This window comes from Aeromonas sp. R1-2 (assembly GCF_040908505.1).
GTDB classification, from domain to species: domain Bacteria; phylum Pseudomonadota; class Gammaproteobacteria; order Enterobacterales; family Aeromonadaceae; genus Aeromonas; species Aeromonas veronii.
Window position 1 is genome coordinate 1 of sequence record NZ_JBFODU010000007.1, and the last position, 21,544, is coordinate 21,544.

At 59.5% G+C, this 21,544-nt stretch carries 20 protein-coding genes; 13 read left to right on the top strand and 7 right to left on the bottom strand.

Annotated elements, in window-relative coordinates:
- The first annotated feature begins 435 nt into the window (after nt 1–435).
- The gene (locus tag AB5Y76_RS01045) at nt 436–849 is read left to right on the top strand and encodes a hypothetical protein (protein WP_263719150.1); all 414 of its coding nucleotides are present in this window, start codon (nt 436–438) and stop codon (nt 847–849) included.
- A gap of 49 nt (nt 850–898) precedes the next feature.
- Here the strand turns inward: AB5Y76_RS01045 and AB5Y76_RS01050 are convergent, their stop codons facing one another.
- Nucleotides 899–1,627 carry a 1-acylglycerol-3-phosphate O-acyltransferase gene (locus tag AB5Y76_RS01050; RefSeq protein ID WP_005335875.1) on the bottom strand — a complete coding sequence of 243 codons (729 nt, stop codon included), beginning with the start codon at nt 1,625–1,627 and terminating at the stop codon, nt 899–901.
- 185 nt (nt 1,628–1,812) lie between these two features.
- On the opposite strand from AB5Y76_RS01050, the gene AB5Y76_RS01055 reads away from it, so the two are divergent.
- The 4 genes from AB5Y76_RS01055 to AB5Y76_RS01070 are packed head-to-tail and all read left to right on the top strand — an operon-like array spanning nt 1,813 to nt 5,557.
- A complete protein-coding gene (locus AB5Y76_RS01055) occupies nt 1,813–2,190 on the top strand; it encodes a hypothetical protein (protein ID WP_101530226.1) in 378 nt (125 codons plus the stop codon).
- Between the two features lie 52 nt (nt 2,191–2,242).
- A complete protein-coding gene (locus AB5Y76_RS01060) occupies nt 2,243–4,285 on the top strand; it encodes a protein-disulfide reductase DsbD (RefSeq protein ID WP_263719151.1) in 2,043 nt (680 codons plus the stop codon).
- A gap of 9 nt (nt 4,286–4,294) precedes the next feature.
- Complete coding sequence (locus AB5Y76_RS01065) at nt 4,295–5,038, top strand: DsbA family protein (RefSeq protein WP_263719152.1); 744 nt, start codon at nt 4,295–4,297, stop codon at nt 5,036–5,038.
- A gap of 3 nt (nt 5,039–5,041) precedes the next feature.
- Nucleotides 5,042–5,557, top strand: coding sequence for a protein disulfide oxidoreductase (locus tag AB5Y76_RS01070; RefSeq protein ID WP_263719153.1), 516 nt, complete (start codon nt 5,042–5,044; stop codon nt 5,555–5,557).
- A 76-nt stretch (nt 5,558–5,633) separates the two neighbouring features.
- Here AB5Y76_RS01070 and AB5Y76_RS01075 read toward each other — a convergent pair whose 3' ends face one another.
- Nucleotides 5,634–6,458, bottom strand: coding sequence for a LysR family transcriptional regulator (locus AB5Y76_RS01075; protein WP_263719154.1), 825 nt, complete (start codon nt 6,456–6,458; stop codon nt 5,634–5,636).
- 130 nt (nt 6,459–6,588) lie between these two features.
- On the opposite strand from AB5Y76_RS01075, the gene AB5Y76_RS01080 reads away from it, so the two are divergent.
- The 8 genes from AB5Y76_RS01080 to AB5Y76_RS01115 all read left to right on the top strand — a co-directional run bounded on the left by AB5Y76_RS01080 (nt 6,589) and on the right by AB5Y76_RS01115 (nt 13,762).
- A complete protein-coding gene (locus tag AB5Y76_RS01080; protein WP_263719155.1) occupies nt 6,589–7,467 on the top strand; it encodes an NAD(P)-dependent oxidoreductase in 879 nt (292 codons plus the stop codon).
- Nucleotides 7,464–8,204 (top strand): SDR family NAD(P)-dependent oxidoreductase, encoded by a 741-nt coding sequence (locus tag AB5Y76_RS01085; protein WP_263719156.1) that lies wholly within the window; start codon nt 7,464–7,466, stop codon nt 8,202–8,204. The genes AB5Y76_RS01080 and AB5Y76_RS01085 overlap by 4 nt, the downstream gene beginning before the upstream one ends.
- Before the next feature lie 294 nt (nt 8,205–8,498).
- Nucleotides 8,499–8,783, top strand: a complete 285-nt coding sequence (locus tag AB5Y76_RS01090; protein ID WP_005343121.1) for a DnaJ domain-containing protein — start codon at nt 8,499–8,501, stop codon at nt 8,781–8,783.
- A 23-nt stretch (nt 8,784–8,806) separates the two neighbouring features.
- Nucleotides 8,807–9,349, top strand: a complete 543-nt coding sequence (locus AB5Y76_RS01095; protein ID WP_005363079.1) for a hypothetical protein — start codon at nt 8,807–8,809, stop codon at nt 9,347–9,349.
- Between the two features lie 12 nt (nt 9,350–9,361).
- Nucleotides 9,362–10,129, top strand: coding sequence for a hypothetical protein (locus AB5Y76_RS01100; protein WP_005335887.1), 768 nt, complete (start codon nt 9,362–9,364; stop codon nt 10,127–10,129).
- An 11-nt stretch (nt 10,130–10,140) separates the two neighbouring features.
- Nucleotides 10,141–11,043, top strand: coding sequence for a hypothetical protein (locus AB5Y76_RS01105; protein ID WP_042032641.1), 903 nt, complete (start codon nt 10,141–10,143; stop codon nt 11,041–11,043).
- 214 nt (nt 11,044–11,257) lie between these two features.
- Entirely contained in the window at nt 11,258–11,641 is a 384-nt protein-coding gene (locus AB5Y76_RS01110; RefSeq protein ID WP_263719157.1) for a hypothetical protein, read from the top strand.
- A 633-nt stretch (nt 11,642–12,274) separates the two neighbouring features.
- Nucleotides 12,275–13,762 carry a peptide MFS transporter gene (locus AB5Y76_RS01115; RefSeq protein WP_263719158.1) on the top strand — a complete coding sequence of 496 codons (1,488 nt, stop codon included), beginning with the start codon at nt 12,275–12,277 and terminating at the stop codon, nt 13,760–13,762.
- A gap of 538 nt (nt 13,763–14,300) precedes the next feature.
- Here AB5Y76_RS01115 and AB5Y76_RS01120 read toward each other — a convergent pair.
- The 5 genes from AB5Y76_RS01120 to cpdA all read right to left on the bottom strand — a co-directional run bounded on the left by AB5Y76_RS01120 (nt 14,301) and on the right by cpdA (nt 21,542).
- The gene (locus AB5Y76_RS01120) at nt 14,301–15,554 is read right to left on the bottom strand and encodes a hypothetical protein (protein WP_263719159.1); all 1,254 of its coding nucleotides are present in this window, start codon (nt 15,552–15,554) and stop codon (nt 14,301–14,303) included.
- A gap of 148 nt (nt 15,555–15,702) precedes the next feature.
- Nucleotides 15,703–17,997, bottom strand: a complete 2,295-nt coding sequence (gene parC / locus AB5Y76_RS01125; protein ID WP_263719160.1) for a DNA topoisomerase IV subunit A — start codon at nt 17,995–17,997, stop codon at nt 15,703–15,705.
- 83 nt (nt 17,998–18,080) lie between these two features.
- Nucleotides 18,081–19,991, bottom strand: a complete 1,911-nt coding sequence (gene parE, locus AB5Y76_RS01130; RefSeq protein ID WP_100645015.1) for a DNA topoisomerase IV subunit B — start codon at nt 19,989–19,991, stop codon at nt 18,081–18,083.
- A gap of 132 nt (nt 19,992–20,123) precedes the next feature.
- Entirely contained in the window at nt 20,124–20,711 is a 588-nt protein-coding gene (locus tag AB5Y76_RS01135) for a YqiA/YcfP family alpha/beta fold hydrolase (protein WP_263719161.1), read from the bottom strand.
- A 12-nt stretch (nt 20,712–20,723) separates the two neighbouring features.
- Nucleotides 20,724–21,542 carry a 3',5'-cyclic-AMP phosphodiesterase gene (gene cpdA / locus AB5Y76_RS01140; RefSeq protein ID WP_041202814.1) on the bottom strand — a complete coding sequence of 273 codons (819 nt, stop codon included), beginning with the start codon at nt 21,540–21,542 and terminating at the stop codon, nt 20,724–20,726.
- Nucleotides 21,543–21,544 lie beyond the last annotated feature (2 nt).

Below are 21,544 nucleotides of genomic sequence, written 5' to 3' on the forward strand. Positions count from 1 at the left end.
GCGTTGAAATACAGAACCCCCGATGCGGTACATAGGGGGTTCTGAGTAGAGAAATGTTAGTTGAAAATGTGTAAACCTATTTCAGGACTAGACAAAGAAAAAGCGCGCCTGCCGGTCGGCAGTCGCGCTTTGCTTACTCTCTCGGAGTTATCCCACCCTTGGCAAGGTGGAATTCAACCCGGGGGCGCCGAGCCATCCCCCGAGCTCAATAAGCTTCAGTTCCCATTTCAAGCGCGAAATTCTAATCAGCGGCAATCGATTCAAATGTGAGCGGAATGGCAAAAAAACCATCTAGTTTCAACAAGATAACGTTTTCAGACTGAATCTTCGATCCGGCTCACAGACCTCGTGACCATTTGGCCTCATATCTGGAAAACGGCAGTCACGGGGTCAGAAAAGCAATGTCTGATCAAGTGGATAGACAAGGAGTAAACAATGAAACGGATTGAAGAGCAGGCAAGACGACTCGATCAGGAGTATCAGGCGATCGGGCAGCTGTTCGACCAGTTCTGCCAGCAGGCGGGCGCCCTGGCCGAGCAGTATCACTTCTTCAACTGGCCCGATTATGAAGACTCGCCCCCGCTGAGCCGCGCCTTCACCCTGCTGGGGGAACCCCGCGAACTGCGGCTGCGCTGTCAGCCCGGTGAGCGATCCGCCCTCAATGGCCTGATCCAGGTGGTCTCGGAGGATGGCACCATATATGCCAGCCTCGGATTTCGCGTCGATGGTCAGCTGCTGCTGGAGTCCGGCAAGCTGCTGGACAACCCGCCCGGACTGCTGCTCAAGTTGCTGCTCGGCGCTGTGTGGCAACACAAGCCCCAGGATGAGATCACCGGGCAGCCGCACTGAACCATCAGTGATGTAGAGATAGCCCTTTTCAATTCATCTGCGCTATCCGTCAGGCGGCGTGGCTGTGGCCCAGCTTGCTGTCCAGTTCGGTCAGCTTGGCCTCCATCCGGGCGCGGCAGGTATCGGAGAGATCGCGAATGCCGCTGGCACCGTGCTCCTTGCTGCAGACCGGCGCCATCACTTCCACCAGCACTTCGCCGTTGTCCCAGCGATTGAGGTCGACCTGACCGAAGTAGCTGGAGCAGACGATGGGCACCACGGGCACTTCAGCCTGCACCGCAGTGTGGAAAGCGCCCGCCTTGAACGGCAGCAGGCCACGCCCCTGGGAGCGGGTCCCTTCCGGGAACATCCAGATGGAAGTGCCACGGTTCTTGATGCGATCCACCACCTGACCTATGGTGCCGATGGCACGGGAGCGGTTGGAGCGGTCGATCAGCACGTTGCCGGAGAGCCAGAAGATAAGGCCGAACAGCGGCAGCCAGAGCAGGCTCTTCTTGCCCACCGCCACCACACCGGGCTGCACAGCACCGGTCACGGTGAAGATGTCGAAGTTGCTCTGGTGGTTGCAGACGTAGACCGCCGGGCCGACCGATTTGACCTCGTCGGCCACCGTCACCTTGACTCGCAGCCCGATCAGCGGGCAGACCGCGTGATACATGCGGGCGAAGACATAGACGTTGTTGGGATGGCGCGGACGAACCAGACAGAGCAGCAGGCCGAACAGGAACCAGAAAATGAGCAGCAGACCAAGCAGCAGCACACGGGCAATTTTGAGCATCGAACACCTCGAGTTTTAACTCGGCGCAGTATACTGATCCCCCTTTTAGCGAACAAGCGTTCGCCAAACAGAACCGACCACCCTCCCCGTCGCGCCACCCACCGTACTGCTCATCAATACGCCGCCGACTTGCCCCACCCGCCATTGGTCGTTAGGATGGCCCCATCTTGATGGACGGGGCGAACATGATGTTGCAACAACGGGTAGCGAAACATCTCCTGCTGCTGGTCTGCCTGCTGGTGCTCAATTGCGCGGCCCAGCCGCTGGCCAGGCTTGCCCTGCTCGATCACGCCCTCAGCTGTCAGGCACTGCCCGTCCCAGGCTCGGCAACGGATCAAGAGGATGCCAAACCGGCCAGCCCGCAACCCACCAGCTGCCAACTCAACGGCAAGTGGCTAAGTGCCGCCACCCTGCTCTGCGTCGAACAGCTCTTCTTTGCCGTGGCCGTGCTGATCGCCCTGCTGACCCCCCTTTGGCGCTACACACCGCCACTGCCCCCTCCCAGAGTCATCTCGCCGCCCGAGCGGCGTCTGCACCTCACCCTGTGCGTCTGGCGGGAATGAGTTCGGCAGCGTTCTTTCGTTAGCTGTCACTCATTTTTGCGAGACCAAAAAGATGTCGAATCTCTTCAAGACGGCCCTGCTACTGGGCGGTCTGCTGTGGCAATCCATGGGATTGGCCAGCGACACGGGCTGGCTCACCAGCCCACAGAATGATCACGCCCGGGTACGGCTGCAGGCCGACCGCAGCACGGCAGATCAGACCCGCATCCTGCTCGATGTCGAGCTGGAGTCAGGCTGGAAAACCTACTGGCACAGCCCGGGAGAAGGGGGCATTGCCCCCCAGATCCTGTGGGACGAGCCGGTCGGTGCCTTTCAGTGGCGCTGGCCGGTGCCACGTCACTTCGAGGTAGCCGGGCTCAGCACCCAGGGTTATCAGGGGGACGTGACCTTCCCTCTGAGCCTCAACTATCCCGCTGGGCAACCGCTCAAGGGAACTCTGCGCCTCTCCACCTGCAGCAATGTCTGCATCCTGACCGACTTCCCCTTCACCCTCGCGGTGGATGGGCGAGCGCCAGCCGACTTCGATTTTGCCTGGGCGAAGGCGATGAGCACCCTGCCCCAGCCGCTGCCTGCCGAGACCCGGATCGAGCTCGGTTATCAGCACAACCAGCTGCAACTGCGCGCCGAGCGAGCAGAGGGCTGGCAATCACCAGCGCTCTTTATCGACGCTCTGGAGGGGGCCGAGTTTGGCAAACCGGCGCTTGAGGTCGAAGGCAACACCCTGATCGCCCGGGTACCGGTGAGCGACGGCTGGCAGGGGGATGCGCCGGATCTGCGCGGCCAATCCCTCGGCCTGCTGCTCACCAGCGGCGAACAGGCGTTGCAGGGCAAGGGGACGATCGGCGCGCCACTCGCACTGCCCAACCAGAGCCATTCGCTGTTCTGGTTGCTGGGAGCCGCGCTGCTCGGCGGCCTGATCCTCAACCTGATGCCCTGCGTGCTGCCGGTGCTGGCGCTCAAGCTGGGAACTGTGTTGCAACATCAGGAGCGTGAACAGGGAACGGTGCGCAAGCAGTTCCTCGCCGCCAGCGCCGGGATCATCACCTCCTTCTGGGTGCTGGCCGCCATGAGCAGCCTGCTGCGCGCCACGCAAGGGGCCGTCGGCTGGGGCATCCAGTTCCAGAGCGCCGGTTTTATCGGCTTGATGGTGCTGGTCACCCTGCTGTTTTGCGCCAACCTGTTGGGGCTGTTCGAGATCCGCCTGCCCAGCGCCCTCAGCACCCGCCTCGCCACCAGCGGCGGCAACAGCCTCGGCGGTCACTTCCTGCAGGGGAGCTTCGCCACTCTGCTGGCGACCCCCTGCTCGGCCCCCTTCCTCGGTACCGCGGTGGCCTTTGCGCTGGCGGCGCCGCTCGGCCAGCTCTGGCTGATCTTCACGGCATTGGGAATTGGCATGAGCCTGCCCTGGCTGCTGGTGGCAGCCCTGCCAAGGCTCGCCCTCTGGTTGCCGAAACCAGGGCGCTGGATGAACCATCTGCGCATCCTGCTCGGCCTGATGATGCTGGGCTCCAGCCTCTGGCTCACCAGCCTGCTCGACAACCATCTCGGCAGCTATGCCACCGGCTGGCTGATGGTTGCCATCCTGCTGGCACTGCTGGCTGGCATCATCTGGCGTTACGGCATGCGCGGCTTCACGCTGGCGATCGCCCTCACAGCCCTGATTGGCAGCCCCCTGTTGCTGAGCGGCGCCTTTAGCGCGCAGGGCTCGGCCAGCGTTGACAAGGTGGTCTGGCAGCCGCTCTCCGAACGCGCTATCACAGATGCGCTGGCCCAGAACAAGCGGGTCTTTATCGATGTCACCGCCAACTGGTGCGTCACCTGCAAGGCCAACAAATACAACGTGTTGCTGCGCGATGAGGTACAACAGGCCCTCTCGGCCCCGGATGTGGTGGCCCTGCGCGGCGATTGGAGCAAACCAAGCGACACCATCGCCGCCTTCCTGCGTAAGCGGGGCGCGGCGGCCGTCCCCTTCAACCAGATTTACGGCCCGGAGTTGCCGCAGGGGGTCACGCTGTCACCCCTGCTCGACAAGGACGATCTGCTGACCACATTGCACAAGGCTGGCCTGCTTCAGGCTGGCACCACCCGATTTTAAGGAGCAACCATGAAACCGACTCTTAGCGCCCTGATCCTGCTGGCCTCCCTTTCCGCAACCCTGCTGGCTCCGGCCCTGCACGCCGCCCCCTTCACCCCGGAGCAGGAGGCGCGCATCAAGGAGCTGATCCGCGAGACCCTGATCGCCAATCCCAAGATCCTCGACGAGGCCGCCGAATCCTGGGAGAAGCAGAACGCGGCAGCCCAGGAGGCGCAGCTTGGCAACTTCATCAAGGGCAACAAGGATGTGCTGTTCAACAGCGCCACCAGCCCACGTCTGGGAGCCAAAAACCCCAAGCTGACGCTGGTGCTGTTCACCGACTACAACTGCCCCTACTGCAAGCAGTTCGATCCCCAGCTGACCAAGCTGCTCAAGGCCTATCCGGACGATCTGGGGCTGGTGATCAAGCTGCTGCCGTTCAAGGGGCAGACCTCCGCCAAGGCGGCCCAATACAGCCTGACCCTGTGGCAGCAAGATCCCGCCCGCTTCCTCACCCTGCACGACAAGCTGATGAGCAAGCAGGGGATGCTGACCGAGGCGGACATCAACAAGGCGCTGGCCGCCACCGGCAACACCGCGCTCAAACCGACCGCCAAGGCGACCGAGGAGCTGCGCAACAGCCTGCGCATCGGCACCATTCTGGGGGTACAGGGCACACCGGCGACGCTTATCGGCAACCAGCTGGTGCCGGGCGCCATCCCCTATGAGGAGCTGGAGCAGCTGGTGAAGGCCGAACTGGCCAAGCAGGGGTAAGCGATGACTACCAACCCTCAACCCCGCTGGCGCCGCTGGGGCAAGGAGGCGCTCTGGCTGCTGCTGATGGCGCTGGTCATCTCGATCCTGCTCGATCTGTGGCGCAGCCCGACCCTGCCAGAGGGGGCGATGAGCGCCCCCGTCACCCTGCAGGATGGCAGCAGCACGGATCTCGCTACCTTAAGTCAGGGCAAGCCGCTGCTGGTCTACTACTGGGCCAGCTGGTGCGGTGTCTGCCGTTTCACCACCCCGGCCGTGCAACAGCTCTGGCAGGAGGGGGAAAACGTGCTGACGGTGGCGCTGCGCTCCGGCAATTCGGAGCAGTTAGCCAAGGGGATGAGCAAGAAGGGGCTCACCTTCCCGACCCACAATGACGAGTCGGGAGCGCTGGCCGCCAAGTGGCAGGTAGGGGTCACCCCGACTTTCCTCGTTATCAAGGATGGCAAGCTGGTGAGCAGCACCACCGGCTGGAGCTCGAAGTGGGGCTTGCAACTGCGGCTCTGGTGGGCGTCGCTCTAGCCACGCAACTTCGTTGCCTTTAACAGGGCCATCCCACCGGATGGCCCTTTTTTATGCCGACATTTTTATCCCGACATCAGACGGGGAGCTGCATCCCGCGCACCTGAGCCAGCAGGGCGGTCACCGCCGCCGATCGCAACGCATCCGGGGCGTAGCAGAGCCCCACCCGCCGCTTGAAGGAAGAGGCCGCCAGCTCGGCGACGGTACAGCCGGGCGGACAAAGCGAACGGGGCAACCAGGCAATGCCTGCACCGGCGGCCACCATAGTCGCCGCCAGTCGCAGCGACCCAGCCCGCCGTGGATAGAGGGGCGCCTGATTACCGAGGATGGCGATCAGCCGCAGATGGGAATCGTGGCGCGGGCAGGTGACCCAGGGCTCGTCCGCCAACGCTGCCGGGGTGAGCGCCCCCTTGCCCGCCAGCGGGTGGTCCGGCGGTAGCACCAGCACGAAATCCTCTTCCAGCAGGGGGATAAAGAGCTCGTCGCCACAACGCAGGGATTCACAGCCCAGCCGCACATCGCCACAGCAGCCCTCCTCCAGAGTCAGCAGGATCTCCTCGTGGGCGAGCGCCCCTTGCACCAGCGTCCCCACCACGCCATCGCCAAGGTCTGCCTCAATCCCCACCGTCAGCTCGAGGCAGGGGGAGGTTTCACGAAACTCGCGGGCGAGGGAGTCGGTATCGGCGATCAGCCGCTTGGCGCGGGGATAAAGCCGGTGCGCCGCTTCGGTTCCCTCCACCCCGCGCGCCTGCCGCACAAAAAGGGTCACCCCCAGCTCATCCTCCAGCCTCTTGATGGTGGTGGAGAGGGTGGGCTGGGTAATGAAGAGACGGGTAGCGGCCGCCGTGATGTTGCGCTCCTCGAAGACAGCGACAAACGCACGCAGGGTTCGCACATCCATAGAATTCACCTATACCAGACAGTCATAAAAGCCATTTTTCACGGCGGCACGGGGCAAATATAGTGGTCAACCTGCCACAAGGCATCCCAATTTTCTATATCAGCGTCTATCAACACAGCCAGGAGCCATCATGCGCCATCTCTCTGTCATCGGCCTCGGGGCCATGGGCTCCGCCCTCGCCACCACCTTGCTCAAGGCGGGCCATCCGGTCACCGTCTGGAATCGCAGCGCCGCCAAGGCCGCACCGCTGCAAGCGCTGGGAGCGACTCTCGCCCCCTCGGTTGGCGCGGCTATTGCCGCAAGCGATATCACCCTTGTCTGCGTCGATAACTACGCCGTCAGCCAGCAGTTGCTGGACGAGGCGAGCGACGCCGTGGCGGGCAAGCTGCTGGTGCAGCTCTCCACCGGCAGCCCGCAGGGGGCCAGAGCGCTGGAGAGCTGGAGCCACGCCCGCGGCGCCCGCTATCTGGATGGCGCCATCCTCTGCTTCCCGGATCAGATCGGCACCACTGATGCCAGCATCATCTGCTCGGGGGCCAACACCACCTTTAGTGAGGCCGAGCCGGTGCTGCGCCTGCTCGCCCCCACCCTCGACCATGTGGCCGAGGCGGTGGGCGCCGCCGCGGCGCAAGATTGTGCCGTCGCCGCCTACTTTGCCGGTGGTCTGCTCGGTGCTCTGCACGGCGCCCTGATCTGCGAGGCGGAAGGACTACCGGTGGCCAAGGTGTGCGCCCAGTTCAGCGAGCTCTCCCCCATTCTCGGTGGCGATGTGGCCCACCTTGGCAAGACGCTGGCGAGCGGCGATTTCGATCACCCCTACGCCAGCCTGAAAACCTGGAGCGCCGCCATCAGCCGCCTCGCCGGTCATGCCACCGATGCCGGGATCGACAGCCGCTTCCCGCGCTTTGCCGCCGATCTGTTTGAGGAAGGGGTGGCGCAAGGGCTTGGTCAGCAGGAAGTGTCGGCCCTCATCAAGGTGCTGCGGGCGCGCAATGGAGCGGCACTATGAACGGTAAACAAATCGCACTGGTCACCGGCGCCGCTGGCGGGATTGGCCGCCAGCTCTGCATCGGGCTGGCCGAAGCGGGTTATCGGGTGATCGCCACCGATCTGGCTCCTCACGCTTTCGACCATCCCGAAATCCACTTTCACCCCCTCGACTTGCGCGATGAGCAGGCCATCGTGCGGCTCTTTGCCGAGGTTAGCGCGCAGCATGGCGGCATCCATCTGCTGATCAACAACGGCGCCATCAGCAAGTTCCACACCCGCTTCGAGGAGCTGAGCGCAGCCCAGTTCGATCAGGTGATGACGGTCAATGTGCGCGGCGCCATGCTCTGCGCCCGCGCCTTTGTGCAGGCCAACCGCGGGTTGCCCTATGGCCGTATCATCAATATTGCCTCCACCCGCTGGCAGCAGAACGAGCCGGGTTGGGATGCCTACGGCGCCTCCAAGGGGGCGCTGGTCGCTCTCACCCAGTCCCTCGCCAACTCGCTGGCCGACTACCCCATCACGGTCAATGCTATCAGTCCGGGCTGGATCCAGGCGGAGGATTACCACACCCTGACCGAGGCGGATCATCGCCAACACCCGAGTGGCCGAGTCGGGCGCCCCGACGACATCACCCGCGCCTGCCTCTTTCTGGCGGATCCCCAGAACGACTTTATCAACGGTGCCAATCTGGTGGTCGATGGCGGGATGAACAAGAAGATGATCTACCACACCTCAGCCTCCTTCTGGGAGGAGTAACCCCTGCGGCGGCAGCCCGATTTGCGCTGCCGCCGCCATCTCACCCCCACACTCGCCCCTGACCATTTTTTCATCGCCTTCCCGTGCCCGCCCCTTGCACTGGCCAGACCGACTGGCAACAATAGACGCTCAACTGACACCTCTTCATCTCGCCCGTTAATTGATCGCCCAACTCATCGCGTTGGCGGGTTGTTTCCGTTAAAATGACGGGTTTTTGCCGTGCCTGGTTTGCCAATCCCCACCATCAGGCACTCGCAGCGTGAATCCTATGATGCCAGTGATGCAGGATCTGCCATGAACAACTACTTTCGGGTGCTGGGCGTCAAGTCCAACGCCAGCGAAAACGACATCAAGAAAGCCTATCGTCGGCTGTCGAACCAGTACCACCCCGACAAGCTGCACGGGGCCAGTGAAGAAGAGAAAGAGCAGGCAGCCATCAAGCTGCACCAGGTAAAGCAGGCCTATGAAGTGCTGTCCGATCCGAAACAGCGAGCCGCCTTTATCAAGGATTTCAACAACGTCATCGTGACCGACCCCGCCTCCGCCATGCAGGAGATGTGGGATCAGTTCTACCCCTGAAACAGCAGGCAGAAAGAGCAACTATGCAAAAGAGATGGGACCAGGCGCGGCTCAAGTCGCTGCAAAGCGATGCCAGCGAAAACATCGAATCCTACCGGGATCAGGACGACCCCAAGGGGCTGGAACAGTTCACCGACCAGATGAAGAGCCTGCTGCTGGCCGATATGAGCATGCTGGAGTTTATGCCCGAGTATCTGCCGCTGGCCCTCTATGGCCGGGTGCAGTTCCCGGCCAAGGCCAAGTCGCAGTGGAACAAGTGGCTCGCCAGCGGCGAGCAGCCAAGCTGGGACGAGTTCAAGGTGAGCGTCGGCTTCAACAACGCCGCCCTGCCGCTGGTCAAGGCAGTGCGGGCCCAGAGCGAAGATCAGCTGATGGAAGCCTGCGCCGTGCTGTTCCTGCTCGACAACCCGCTGCCGCGCGGCAGCCACCGCGCCGATGACGACTATGAGCTGCGTGATGAAGAAGATGAAGACGGGGAAGATGCCGACGCCGACTACCATGGCGGCAGTGACCGCTATGGTGATGACGACGGCGATCAGGATATGTACGACGAAGTCCGTTTCTAATTGGGGCAAGGCATGAGCAATAGTCTGATAGAAATTACCGCCATCGAGATCAAAGAGCTGGCCGTTATCGAGCCGAAGCAGGCCAGCGAGAAGTTCGAGCTGATCGCCAAGACCATGTCTGACGACCAGCTGGCAGAAGTGATTGAAAACATTGATATCGTGACCCTGACCCAGATTAACGGCCAGCACGATATCTCCTTCCCCTCCATCATCTCCGAGCTGATGACCCCGGAGCGGATCCGCGACATCGTCTGCCAGCAGCCGCTCTACTGGGAAGAGGCGATCAAGAACAACGCCGACGAGCTGCAACAGCACACCTTCGACTTCCTCAACTACCTGATCCGCACCCAGGATAGCGAAGCCAAGCAGCGCGAGATCCTCGAGTGCGTGGCCGAAGATCCGGCCGGTCTCTTCTACCTCGCCATCCCCTTTATCGAGTTCTATCGCGGCGATCGCTATGAAGAGGACGAAGGCTATCGCGACGTGCTGCATGCCGAAGAGGAAGATCTCGAAGAGTCCCTGCGCTACAGCGAGCGCCAGCAGAGCGAGGATGTCCACGACTACGCGCTGGACGACCCGCGCAGCCTCTTGATGCTCATTCGCGAGCTGGCCCCCGAGGTGGAGAAAGCCATCAAGGCGCTGCTGCGCAACGAGCACTCCACTTGGGACGGCATCATCAACAAGTTTGCCGCCGAGCTGGTGATGCAGGCCAAAGAGAAGAACAAGGTCGAGGAAGACGAGTACGGCGACGTCGACGACATGTTCAGCTTTCTGGATTAAGGAGCCCATTCATGCAGTTAGTCATTCGCGATGCCAACCAGGGCCCCTTTCTGACTCAGGTGCTGCGCTTTGGCCGCGACAACGAACTCTTGAGTCAGCAGCAGCTGGCCGCCATCAAGGGCAAGGCGGTGCTGATGAGCCTCAAATTCGCCGACAAGTACTACAACAAGTACAAGATGCACCTGCTGGAGCAGGCGGCCCACGACGTCATCGGCGTGGTGAGCCTCGGCCTGCAGGAGCTCTCGGCGCGGGATCCGGCCAAGGCACTGGCGCTGCTGCAGGCGCCGGAAGGCCCCATCAAGCCGTTCCAGAAGGGCTGGTCGATGCTCATTACCGTCAGCCCCAAGCAGGCTGGCAACAGCCTCTACGGTGACGTGGATGCCCGCCTGCTGGACAAGATCTCGAGCCCGCCCGATGTGGAGGAGTGGCAAGGGTGGCAGGAGTACGAGAAGGCGCTGACCGAGCACAACAAGAGCCGCCTGATGGAGCTCATCGACCAGCACTTTTTCGCCTGCGAAAGCGACCACCCCACCATGGAGGACAAGCTGGCCGAAGCACTGCTCTACCGCATCCTCTGCGGCAAGGGCAGTGGCGCCGCCCCGCTCAAGGTGAAGCAGGATCTCAAGCGCAAGCTGGCGCGGGAGATTGAGCTCGACGAGGGCTGGTATGACACCGACTACCTCGCCGCCCAGCTGGCCCTGATGCTGAGCGCGCTACCCGCCGACATGGCCGCCGCCCTGCGTCAGGAGCTGAGCCCGGGCTTTGTGCCCAATCTGCTCCACACCCTCGGCTTTGTGCGCCAGTACCAGCTGCTGCAAAAAGAGAACGCCTCGCCGGAGAAGCTCGATAACATCGAGATGCGTGCCGGTCTCAAGCACCCGCTGCTCGGCTGGCCGCTCTACCACAACTTCTAGGGCGCGCTTCGCCGCCTCTTTTGTTGCCCCCCATGTGGGATGACCCAACGCCCGGCCTGCCGGGCGTTGTTATATCTACGTCATCAGCCCCACGATTGACCTAACAAATCGGGATGCAACCAGTTCTGATGGCTTCATTCAAACCTTGTTCGCAGCTATACTGCGCCCCTGATTCAGGGCTGAATAAACCGGTCATAATACAGGTCAGATTTTTATGCTGCTGCCACTTTTAATGCTTATCAGCGCCAATACTCCGCTACTGTCAGATACCCGCCTTTATCGAGAAGTTGCCAATAATTGTAAAAAGGTAGATTTGGAAAATTGGCAACATCCGACCAGAAAGGTATTACTGGAACGAGGCGTTATATTAAAAAAAGTCGAGTTATGTAACGATGGCAAATATCCAATCTATCATGTTCGACTCCCGTATGACCCAGCTGGGCAGACTCAAGATTATTTCAATCCACTCTATGTGGCCATGTACGGAGCCAACGGAAAATGGCCATATGCCATGGTCGATGAGGAAGGAACCATTGTGTACATGACCTATCGGAAAGGCTCTATTATCACACCGGACTACGAGTTTTTCTCACCATAATCAGATTTTATCTCTGAGTAAAATACTCAAAGGATGCAAAGGAAATATATTCCCCTAAAAGATAGCATCACGATTCCCAGCCCCAAAAACGCTCTGATTGATATATTATAAGGCTATCTTAAGTCACCTATCTGCCGAAACTAATCTATATCACGTTATTACAACAAGAATATATATTAGCCCTGCGATGAAACGCTCAAAAATCCCCCATACTATCAGGCTCTGACAGACCCTCATTTTCAATATTTATTCACTCAAACAGTGAAACTGAATAAATAAGCTACCACTCAACATGTCGGCGGCGATGGCGAAAAGGCAGCCAAAAGCGGGATGGCGATCTCACTATTAAATCAGTCAAGGCCATAAAGGGCTCCATTTAACCCCTCTCAATATGATTGCAGCCCTGCCAGCGCCAGCATCCCAGAAACAAAAACCGCATAAAAAGGCGGAATAGATCAATAAAAAGCAATTAATCGCGCCGGATTAAATTTCAGGTATGGCTATTTGCACCGCTTGGCCGCTAAATGACAGACCGGCCTTCAGACCAGCATGGAAGCGAACAAGGCTAGCCGGCAGCAGACCGGTACGCTCTCAGGACGAGTTATGACTTTCTTCTCTCACAGGAGACAGACCGTGAGCGCTTCGAATCAACACCCCACCATTCCCCCCGGCTCCGGGGCGCTGTTCTTTATCCAGACCTTCTCGACCCTGGGGTTTGCCGTGCTCTACTCCACCCTGGTGCTCTACGCCACCAAGCGGCTCGGCTTCAGTGAATCCCAGGCCAACACCATGATGGGGGTCTTCGGAGCCTTCAACTATGGCCTGCACCTGTTTGGCGGTTATCTCGGCGGGCGCTACCTCAGCAACCGCAACCTGTTCGTGATGGGGATGGTGCTGCAGGTGATCGGCTGCTACTTCATCGCCGAGATGGGGATCACCGGCCTCTACTGGGGGCTCGCCATGTTCCTTACCGGCAGCGGCCTCAACGTCACCTGCCTCAACATGATGCTGACCCAGCGCTTCGCCCCGGATGATCACCGTCGCGAGAGCGCCTTCCTGTGGAACTACGCCGGGATGAATCTGGGCTTCTTTATCGGCTTCACGGTGGCGGGCTACTTCCAGCTCACCGAGGATTACCGCACCCTGTTCCTGTTTGCGACGCTGGGCAACATCATCGCCATCATCGCTACCTTCGCCTGCTGGCCGATTCTGGCGGATATCAGCACCCCGTTGCGCCATGTCAAAGGGAGCGGCTTCTACCGCCGCATGCTGGCCGGTATCGCCATTCTGGCCATGCTGGTGCCGGCGCTGCGCCTGCTGCTGACCCACGCCAGCTTCAGCGGCAGCTTCGTGCTGATCCTGGGGGCCGTGGTGCTGGTACTGCTCTGCGTGATGACCGCCCGCCATCCGGACGCCGCCGAGCGCAGCCGCATGGTGGCCTATCTGATCCTCGCCCTCGGCTCCCTCATCTTCTGGTCGCTCTACCAGCTGGCGCCCATGGGGCTGATGCTCTTCTCCGAGCACAACATCAACCTCAACGTGTTCGGGCTGCGGGTTGCTCCCCAGTGGATCCAGAACATCAACACTATCGTCATCGTCATCGGTGGCCCCTTGATGGCGCTGCTGTTCAAGCGACTGCGCGAACAGGGGTGGAATATCGACATCCCCTCCCAGTTTGCCGCCTCCCTGTTCTGCATGGGGCTCGGCATGCTGGTGCTGCCGCTCGGCATTCATCTGGCGGGGGCCGACGGGCTGGTCGCCTTCAAGTGGATCGCCATCAGCTATGTGCTGCAGAGCTTTGGCGAGCTGCTGATCTCCCCCATCGGCTACGCCATGATTGGCAAGCTGGCCCCCGCCAGCCTGCAAGGCTTGATGATGGGCTGCTGGATGATGGTGACCGGCGTCGCCTCGGTGCTGGCGGGCTATGTCTCCAGCGCCATGCCGCAGAATATCGGCAGCTCTCCGGTGGCCACCAACCCGGGTTACAGCTCGGTATTCAATATGCTCGGCTGGGGCTCGCTGGCTGGCGGCGTGGTGTTGCTACTGCTGGTGCCCCGCCTGCGCCAGTTGATCGCCTCCAAGATCACCCCGCCACCGGCGGCCACTGCCATTCCCGTCTGATCGGGCTCGGGCCAGCCATTTCAGTGGCCCCTCGGTTGAATCAGCAACGCGGCTGATAATGCGAAGGGCCCCGCCATCATGGATGGCGGGGCCCTCTTTTTTGGCGGGATGTGTGGCTCTTTTCAGGTTGGCAACCTGGTGCCTGTTGCGGCGTTTGCCCCTATCGTCAGCTTTCCCTCACCCTAACCCTCTCCCAAGGGGAGAGGGAACCAGCGCCTGCCAACCTGTAGCCATAGCTGTCACCCTTAGCTATCACGTCATACCACGGTCACTATCAATGGCTGCGATCTCTACTCCCTTCTCCCACTCTTTGCCATAGAAATAAGGGGAGAAAGGTCGGGGATGAAGGGGAACAAACCATCACAACAGAAGCCACCGACAAGCAGCAGAGCGTTAAATCAAGCAGGATCGAGTAGGGTCGATTAGCGAAGCGTAATCGTCCGTACCGCAATCCCGGTGGCGATGGATGATGGATATAGAGAAGAGATCAGCTGGAACACCAGCAGAATTGCGGCAACCTGTTTTCGCGATCGTCTGATTACGCTTCGCTAATCAGACCTACTGCCTCACTCAGCTCATCATATTTAAGAATACACTTTTGAGATAACCATTTTATAACTTTCAAGGCAGATGATATATTTTCTGATTGTGATGAGTAAGGCTCAAATATTGCTTCTATTTTCCCCCTCCTACGTTTTTTAGAATGGATTACTGCACATCTAATTGCGTACAACCAATCACTAATATTCTCTAGAGCACTAGAGTAATTATTAACAACTACTCCTTTTATCTTTACTCCAGATGATGTCTCAATATCTTTTGCTATATTACATGCCAAATCTAGGGAGCTGCTGGTTATAAATTCAAATAACTCGCCATGAGTAGCAATCAAAGACAAAACCATTCTTAAACTTATTTTCTCTGATGTGTTATGATTTTTAAGAATGATGGATGCCTCCTCAAAACAATGTTCTAATACATTATAACACCCCATAAAGCTCAATAAACAATTCCTCTCCCTTAAACCTGAAAAGTAATATGACAACAAGGTTGGTGAGTATCTCTGATTACAGTTAATATTCTGAATGGATAATTCCAGAACTGACTTATCCAAATTTGACTCAACCCTAAACACTGATTTATCTTTTATATTGTAGAAATTTATACAATCCAAATTAAGTGCCTGAGTATAATCTAATAATGTACCATCACACTCAACTAACCTTAGCTTTCCGAAATAACCATCCCTCTCCCAATTCGGAATTATTTTCACAATAATCTTTCTTTCATATATGGCTTTGATTTTTAATGCGCTTTCTGATAAAGCATCATCAATTAACTCTTTAGGAAAACAATAATCGCTAAATGCCCACTCATTCCCATCAATATCTGTTATTTCCAATATTGAGTCATCATTGTATGGATCAAGAGTAAGGGCTCTGGTATTACGTTTATCATGATACTGATAAACGTCACTATAATCGGGGTGCCAGAAAGCAGGGTCTGTTATTTTTGCGCAAACTTTAGAGGTTTCATCCGAAAGACTATACTCAAACAGATAATTATCAATCAAATATTCCATTTCAATATCAGTGATTTTCTTCGGATGCTCAACGCTTAGCTTTGCAATTGATCCAATATCTTCTAAAAAGTATAAAGGCTGCGTAGTTACCAACGGTTCCCCATATACATAAGGATGTAATATTAGATCAAATTCCAAACCAGAGAAATATATTATCCTACACAACCCTTTACTTTCATGTAATTGGCAAGAATAAACAGTAGCTGCCATTTTAAGCCCCTTAGTTAAGGTTGACATAGATGGTTGATTTACTCTTACCTAAATAACCATAGACATTATTTCCAAGGAAGTATAACGACTGCAATATAATAAACATTATTGAATATAAGAAGGGCGCTTTCGCGCCCTTCAATATTAATTACCCTTCCTGATTTTCCTCGGCTACCGGTTCGGTTCCGGCAGCGGGTTCAATCTCGATGCGATCCACGCGCTGCAAACCGCGGGGCAGCTTGGCGCCGCGGCGGCCGCGCTCGCCGCGGTAGTAGTCAAGGTCAGATGGCTTAAGAGTGAGCTTGCGCTTACCGGCAAACAGGGTGACCGACTGGCCCTGCGGGATCACGGCGGCCATCACCACAAACTCCTCCCGCGCCTTCACCCGCGCCGACGGGATGCTGATGAGCTTGTTGCCCTTGCCCTTGCCGAGCACCGGCAGGGTGTTCATCGGGAACAGCAGCATGCGCCCCTCGTTGGAGATAGCCATGCAGAGATCGGTCTCCGGCGAGCCAATCTTCTGGGGGGCCATCACCTGACCCCCTTCCGGCACGGTGAGCAGCGCCTTGCCGTTCTTGTTCTTGCCGATCAGGTCGTCATAGGTGCAGACAAAGCCGTAACCGGCATCGCTGGCGATCAGATACGGCTCGCCCTCGTTGCCCATCACCAGATGGCGCACCTCTTCCCCTGCCCCCAGCGCAAAGCGGCCGGTGAGCGGCTCGCCCTGACTGCGCGCGGATGGCAAGGTGTGAGATTCAAGGGCGTAGGTTCTTCCCAATGTGGAGAGGAACACCGCCTGCTGGTTGCTGCGGCCACAGGCGTGGGCCAGATAGCTGTCCCCCGCCTTGTAGGAGAGCCCCTCGACATCCACGTCGTGGCCCTTGGCGGCGCGCACCCACCCCTTGTCGGAGAGGATGACGGTGACCGGCTCGCTCGGCACCAGCTCTTTCTCGGTCAGCGCCACGGCGGTAGCACGCTCCACCAGCGGGGTGCGGCGATCGTCGCCGTACTTCTCGGCATCGGCCAGCAGCTCTTTCTTGAGCAGGGTGTTGAGGCGACGCTCGGAGCCCAGGATCAGCTCCAGCTTGTCGCGCTCTTCGGCCAGTTCGTTCTGTTCGGCGCGCAGCTTGAACTCTTCGAGCTTGGCCAGATGGCGCAGTTTCAGCTCGAGGATCGCTTCGGCCTGGGTCTCGGTAATGTTGAAGCGCTCCACCATCACCTTGCCCGGCTCATCCTCGGTACGGATGATCTCGATCACCTCGTCGATGTTGAGATAGGCGATCAGCAAGCCTTCGAGGATGTGCAGGCGAGCCAGCACCTTGTCGAGGCGGAATTGCAGACGGCGACGCACGGTCTCGCGGCGGAACTGGATCCACTCGCTGAGGATGGTCTTGAGGCACTTCACCTGCGGCCGGTTGTCGAGGCCGAGGATGTTGAGGTTGACCCGGTAGTTCTTCTCCAGGTCCGTGGTGGCGAACAGGTGGGCCATCAGCCCTTCTACATCCACCCGGTTGGAGCGTGGCACGATCACCAGACGGGTCGGGTTCTCGTGGTCAGATTCATCGCGCAGATCGGTGACCATCGGCAGCTTTTTCGCCACCATCTGGGCGGCGATCTGCTCCATGATCTTGGCGCCGGAGGCCTGATGGGGCAGCGCGGTGATGACGATGTCGCCATCCTCCTCACTCCAGACCGCCCGCTGCTTGATGGAGCCCTTGCCGGTCTCGTAGATTTTGCGGATATCGTCGCGCGGAGTGATGATCTCGGCGTTGGTCGGGTAGTCCGGCCCCTGAATGTGCTGCATCAACACATCGAGCCCCGCATTGGGGTTGTCGAGCAGCTCGGCACAGGCGTAGGCCACTTCCCGCGCGTTGTGGGGCGGGATGTCGGTCGCCATGCCCACCGCAATACCGGTCACCCCGTTGAGCAGGATGTGCGGCAGACGGGCGGGCAGCACCACCGGCTCCTTCATGGTGCCGTCGAAGTTCGGCGTCCACTCCACCGTGCCTTGGCCGAGCTCTGAGAGCAGCAGCTCGGAGAAGCGCGACAAGCGCGCTTCGGTATATCGCATGGCCGCGAAGGATTTGGGATCGTCCGGCGCACCCCAGTTACCCTGACCGTCCACCAGCGGGTAGCGGTAGGAGAAGGGCTGGGCCATCAGCACCATGGCTTCATAACAGGCGCTGTCGCCGTGGGGGTGGTACTTACCCAGCACATCACCCACGGTACGGGCAGATTTCTTGTGCTTGGAGAGGGCCGACAGACCCAGCTCGCTCATCGCGTAGATGATGCGCCGCTGCACCGGTTTGAGGCCATCGCCAATATGCGGCAAGGCCCGATCCATGATGACGTACATGGAGTAGTTCAAGTAAGCCTGTTCGGTAAAGGTGCGCATTGGCTGGCGCTCTACCCCGTCCAGACTGAGCTCGATAGCATCACTCATGTGATTTTCTCTTTCGGTTCGGGAGCCGCCACAGGGCGACTCCGGCTAAATGCTTGCTGGCCCTGTGCGGGCCAGCCGACGGCTTAGATGATGGCGAGGTTGCCCTTCTCTTCCAGCCATTCACGGCGATCGCTCGCCCGCTTCTTGGCCAGCAGCATGTCCATCAGCTGCAGGGTCTCGTCAGCCGCATCCCCTTCGCTCTCTCCTGCCGGCTCCATGGTGAGCTGCACCAGACGGCGGGTGTTGGGATCCATGGTGGTTTCCCGCAGCTGTTTCGGGTTCATTTCGCCCAGCCCCTTGAATCGGGTCACCATCACCTTGCCCTTCTTCTTCTCGGCTTCGACCCGCTGCAGCACGCCGTTCTTCTCGTCCTCGTCGAGGGCGTAGTAGACCTCTTTACCGATATCGATCCGGTAGAGGGGCGGCATGGCGACATAGACGTGCCCCTTCTCCACCAGCGTGCGGAAGTGCTTCACAAACAGGGCGCAGAGCAGAGTGGCGATGTGCAGACCGTCCGAGTCCGCATCCGCGAGGATGCACACCTTGCCGTAGCGCAGGCCGCTGAGATCCTCGGAGTCGGGGTCAAGACCGATGGCGACCGAGATATCGTGAACTTCTTGCGAGGCGAGCACCTGACCGGCCTCCACCTCCCAGGTGTTCAGGATCTTGCCGCGCAGCGGCATGATGGCCTGAAACTCGCGATCCCGCGCCTGCTTGGCACTGCCGCCCGCGGAGTCACCCTCCACCAGGAACAGTTCGCCCTGCATGGGGTCGGCGCAGTTACAGTCGGTCAGCTTGCCGGGCAGCGCCGGGCCCTGGGTTATCTTCTTGCGTACCACCGTCTTGGCGGCGCGCATCCGGCGCTGGGCGCTGCTGATACAGATCTCGGCGATCTGCTCCGCCAGCTCGGTGTTGCTGTTCAAATAGAGGCTGAAAGCATCCTTCACCACGCCGGAGACAAACGCCGAGCTCTGGCGGGAGGAGAGGCGCTCCTTGGTCTGACCGGCAAACTGCGGATCCTGCATCTTGATGGAGAGGATGTAGGCGCAGCGATCCCAGATATCTTCCGGTGTCAGCTTGACCCCCCGCGGCAGCAGGTTGCGGAACTCGCAGAACTCGCGCATGGCGTCGAGCAGGCCCTGACGCAGGCCGTTGACGTGAGTACCACCCTGGGCGGTGGGAATGAGGTTCACATAGGATTCGGCGAGGCATTCGCCCCCTTCCGGCAACCAGCAGAGCGCCCAGTCCACCGCCGATTGTTCGGAGCTGAACGAGCCGATAAAGGGCTGCTCCGGCAGGCAGGTGTACTGCTTGACCGCGTCGACCAGATAATCCTTGAGGCCATCTTCGTAGCACCACTCCAGCTTGATGCCGGTGTTCTTGTCGAGGAACTTGATGGTGAGGCCGGGGCAGAGCACGGCCTTGGCTTTGAGCAGGTGCTCCAGCTTGGTGACCGAGAATTTGGGCGAATCGAAGTAGCTCGCCTGCGGCCAGAAGCGCACCCGGGTGCCGGTGTTGCGACGACCGCAGGTGCCGGTGATGGTCAGCTCCTGCACCTTCTCGCCACGCTCAAAGGCGATGTCGTAGACCTGACCGTCACGACGTACCGTCACCTCGACCCGATCGGAGAGGGCGTTCACCACCGAAATACCCACCCCGTGCAGACCGCCGGAGAACTGGTAGTTCTTGTTGGAGAACTTGCCGCCCGCGTGCAGCTTGCAGAGGATCAGCTCCACCCCGCTGACCCCCTCTTCCGGGTGGATATCGACCGGCATGCCGCGGCCGTCGTCGATCACTTCGAGGGACTGGTCTTCATGCAGGATCACCTCCAGATTGCGGGCGTGACCTGCCAGCGCTTCATCGACGCTGTTGTCGATGACCTCCTGGCCGAGGTGATTGGGCCGGGTGGTGTCGGTATACATGCCGGGGCGGCGACGCACCGGCTCAAGGCCATTGAGGACCTCAATGGCATCCGCATTGTATTGAGTAGACATGGAGGGCCTTGCGAATTGACGTTTGGAGGGAATCTTAACTGCTCGGCGGGGGCAGAACAAACTCCCCGCACCGAAAGCTTGATCTGGAGAAGAACAAGCAGGGCGAGACCGCCCTTATTGACTCGAACCTGACTATAACCCGAGGAAACGGATGATCTGGGCGGGGTAGCGCTCGAACGCCACAAAGGCGTGGTTGCCGCCGCACTCCAGCGAGAGGCGGGCAAAGCGGTATTCATCCAGCGCCTTGCGATAGTCGAGCACCTCATCCCCCTGCTGTTGCAGCACCCAGAGTCGCTCCGGCGCCGCCACCGGTACCGCCAGTGCCCGCAGCTCATCCATATGTTCAGGCAGCAGTACATACTGCTCACCCGTATAGGGATTGGTCTGGGGGCCGAGGTAGTCACAGAGCAGCTCGTGCGGGCGCACCGCCGGATTGATCAGCGCAGCGCGGCAGCCGTACCGCTCGCTCACCCGGGTCGCCATAAAGCCGCCGAGGGAACTACCCACGGCGCCGAGCTTGAATTCACTACCATAACGACGCTGCAGATCGGCAATGGTCTGCTCGATAGCCGCCCAGGCCGCCGCTGGCGTATTGGGCTGGGCCGGAATGATCACCTCGATATCCGGCCGATTGGCGGCCACCCAGGCAGCCATCTGCTGCGCCTTGGCGGAGCCAGGTGAGGAGTTGAAACCGTGCAGATAAAGGAGAACCGACTTCATGCAATGCTCTCCTCAATAACCGGTGGCGTTGGGGTCGGGCACAAACTGCCCCACCGGCAGGCGCCACACCTCGCTGGCCACCCGCCCATCCGGATAGAGGGTCAGATAACGCCAGCCCGGGCCGGATTCATCCAGCGCAAAGCCATCAGAGAGCGGTTTGAACTGGATGCAGGTCGATGGGCTGGCAATCAGCCGCACCCCGCGGTGCACTTCGTCAAACTCCTGATGAACGTGGCCGAACAGGATGGTTTTCTGCTGCGGATGACGGGCCAGCACGGCGAACAGGTCATCGGCATTCTTGAGATTGTGCTGATCCAGCCAAGCGCAACCCACCGGCACCGCCTGATGGTGCAGGGTGATAAGAGCGTGGCGATCAGGATATTGGCGCAGGGCACGGTCGAGGGCGGCCAGCTGGTGATCGCCAATCATGCCGTGGGGTTTGCCGCGCACCTGGGTGTCGAGCAGGATCACCTGCCAGTGGTCGCCCACCAGCTGTTTGGATTCGCTGATCCCGGCGGCATGGAGATATTCGGTCATCAGCGGGCTGTCATCGTGATTGCCCGGCAGCCAGTAGATGGGGCGGCCCAGGGGCGCCATCATGGAGGCGAAACGCTGATAGGATTCCGGGCTGTGATCCTGCGACAGATCGCCGGTCGCCAGAATCACCTCGTAGGGGTGTTCATTGGCCTGCACCTGTTCCAGCACGGCGGCCAGACTCTCTGCGGTGCGCACAGCCAACAGCCGCCCTTCGGCACTCGCGAAGAGGTGGGTGTCGGTAATTTGCAACAGGCGCACACTGCCGTCCTGCGCCTGGGGGAGCTCTGTTTCCAAAA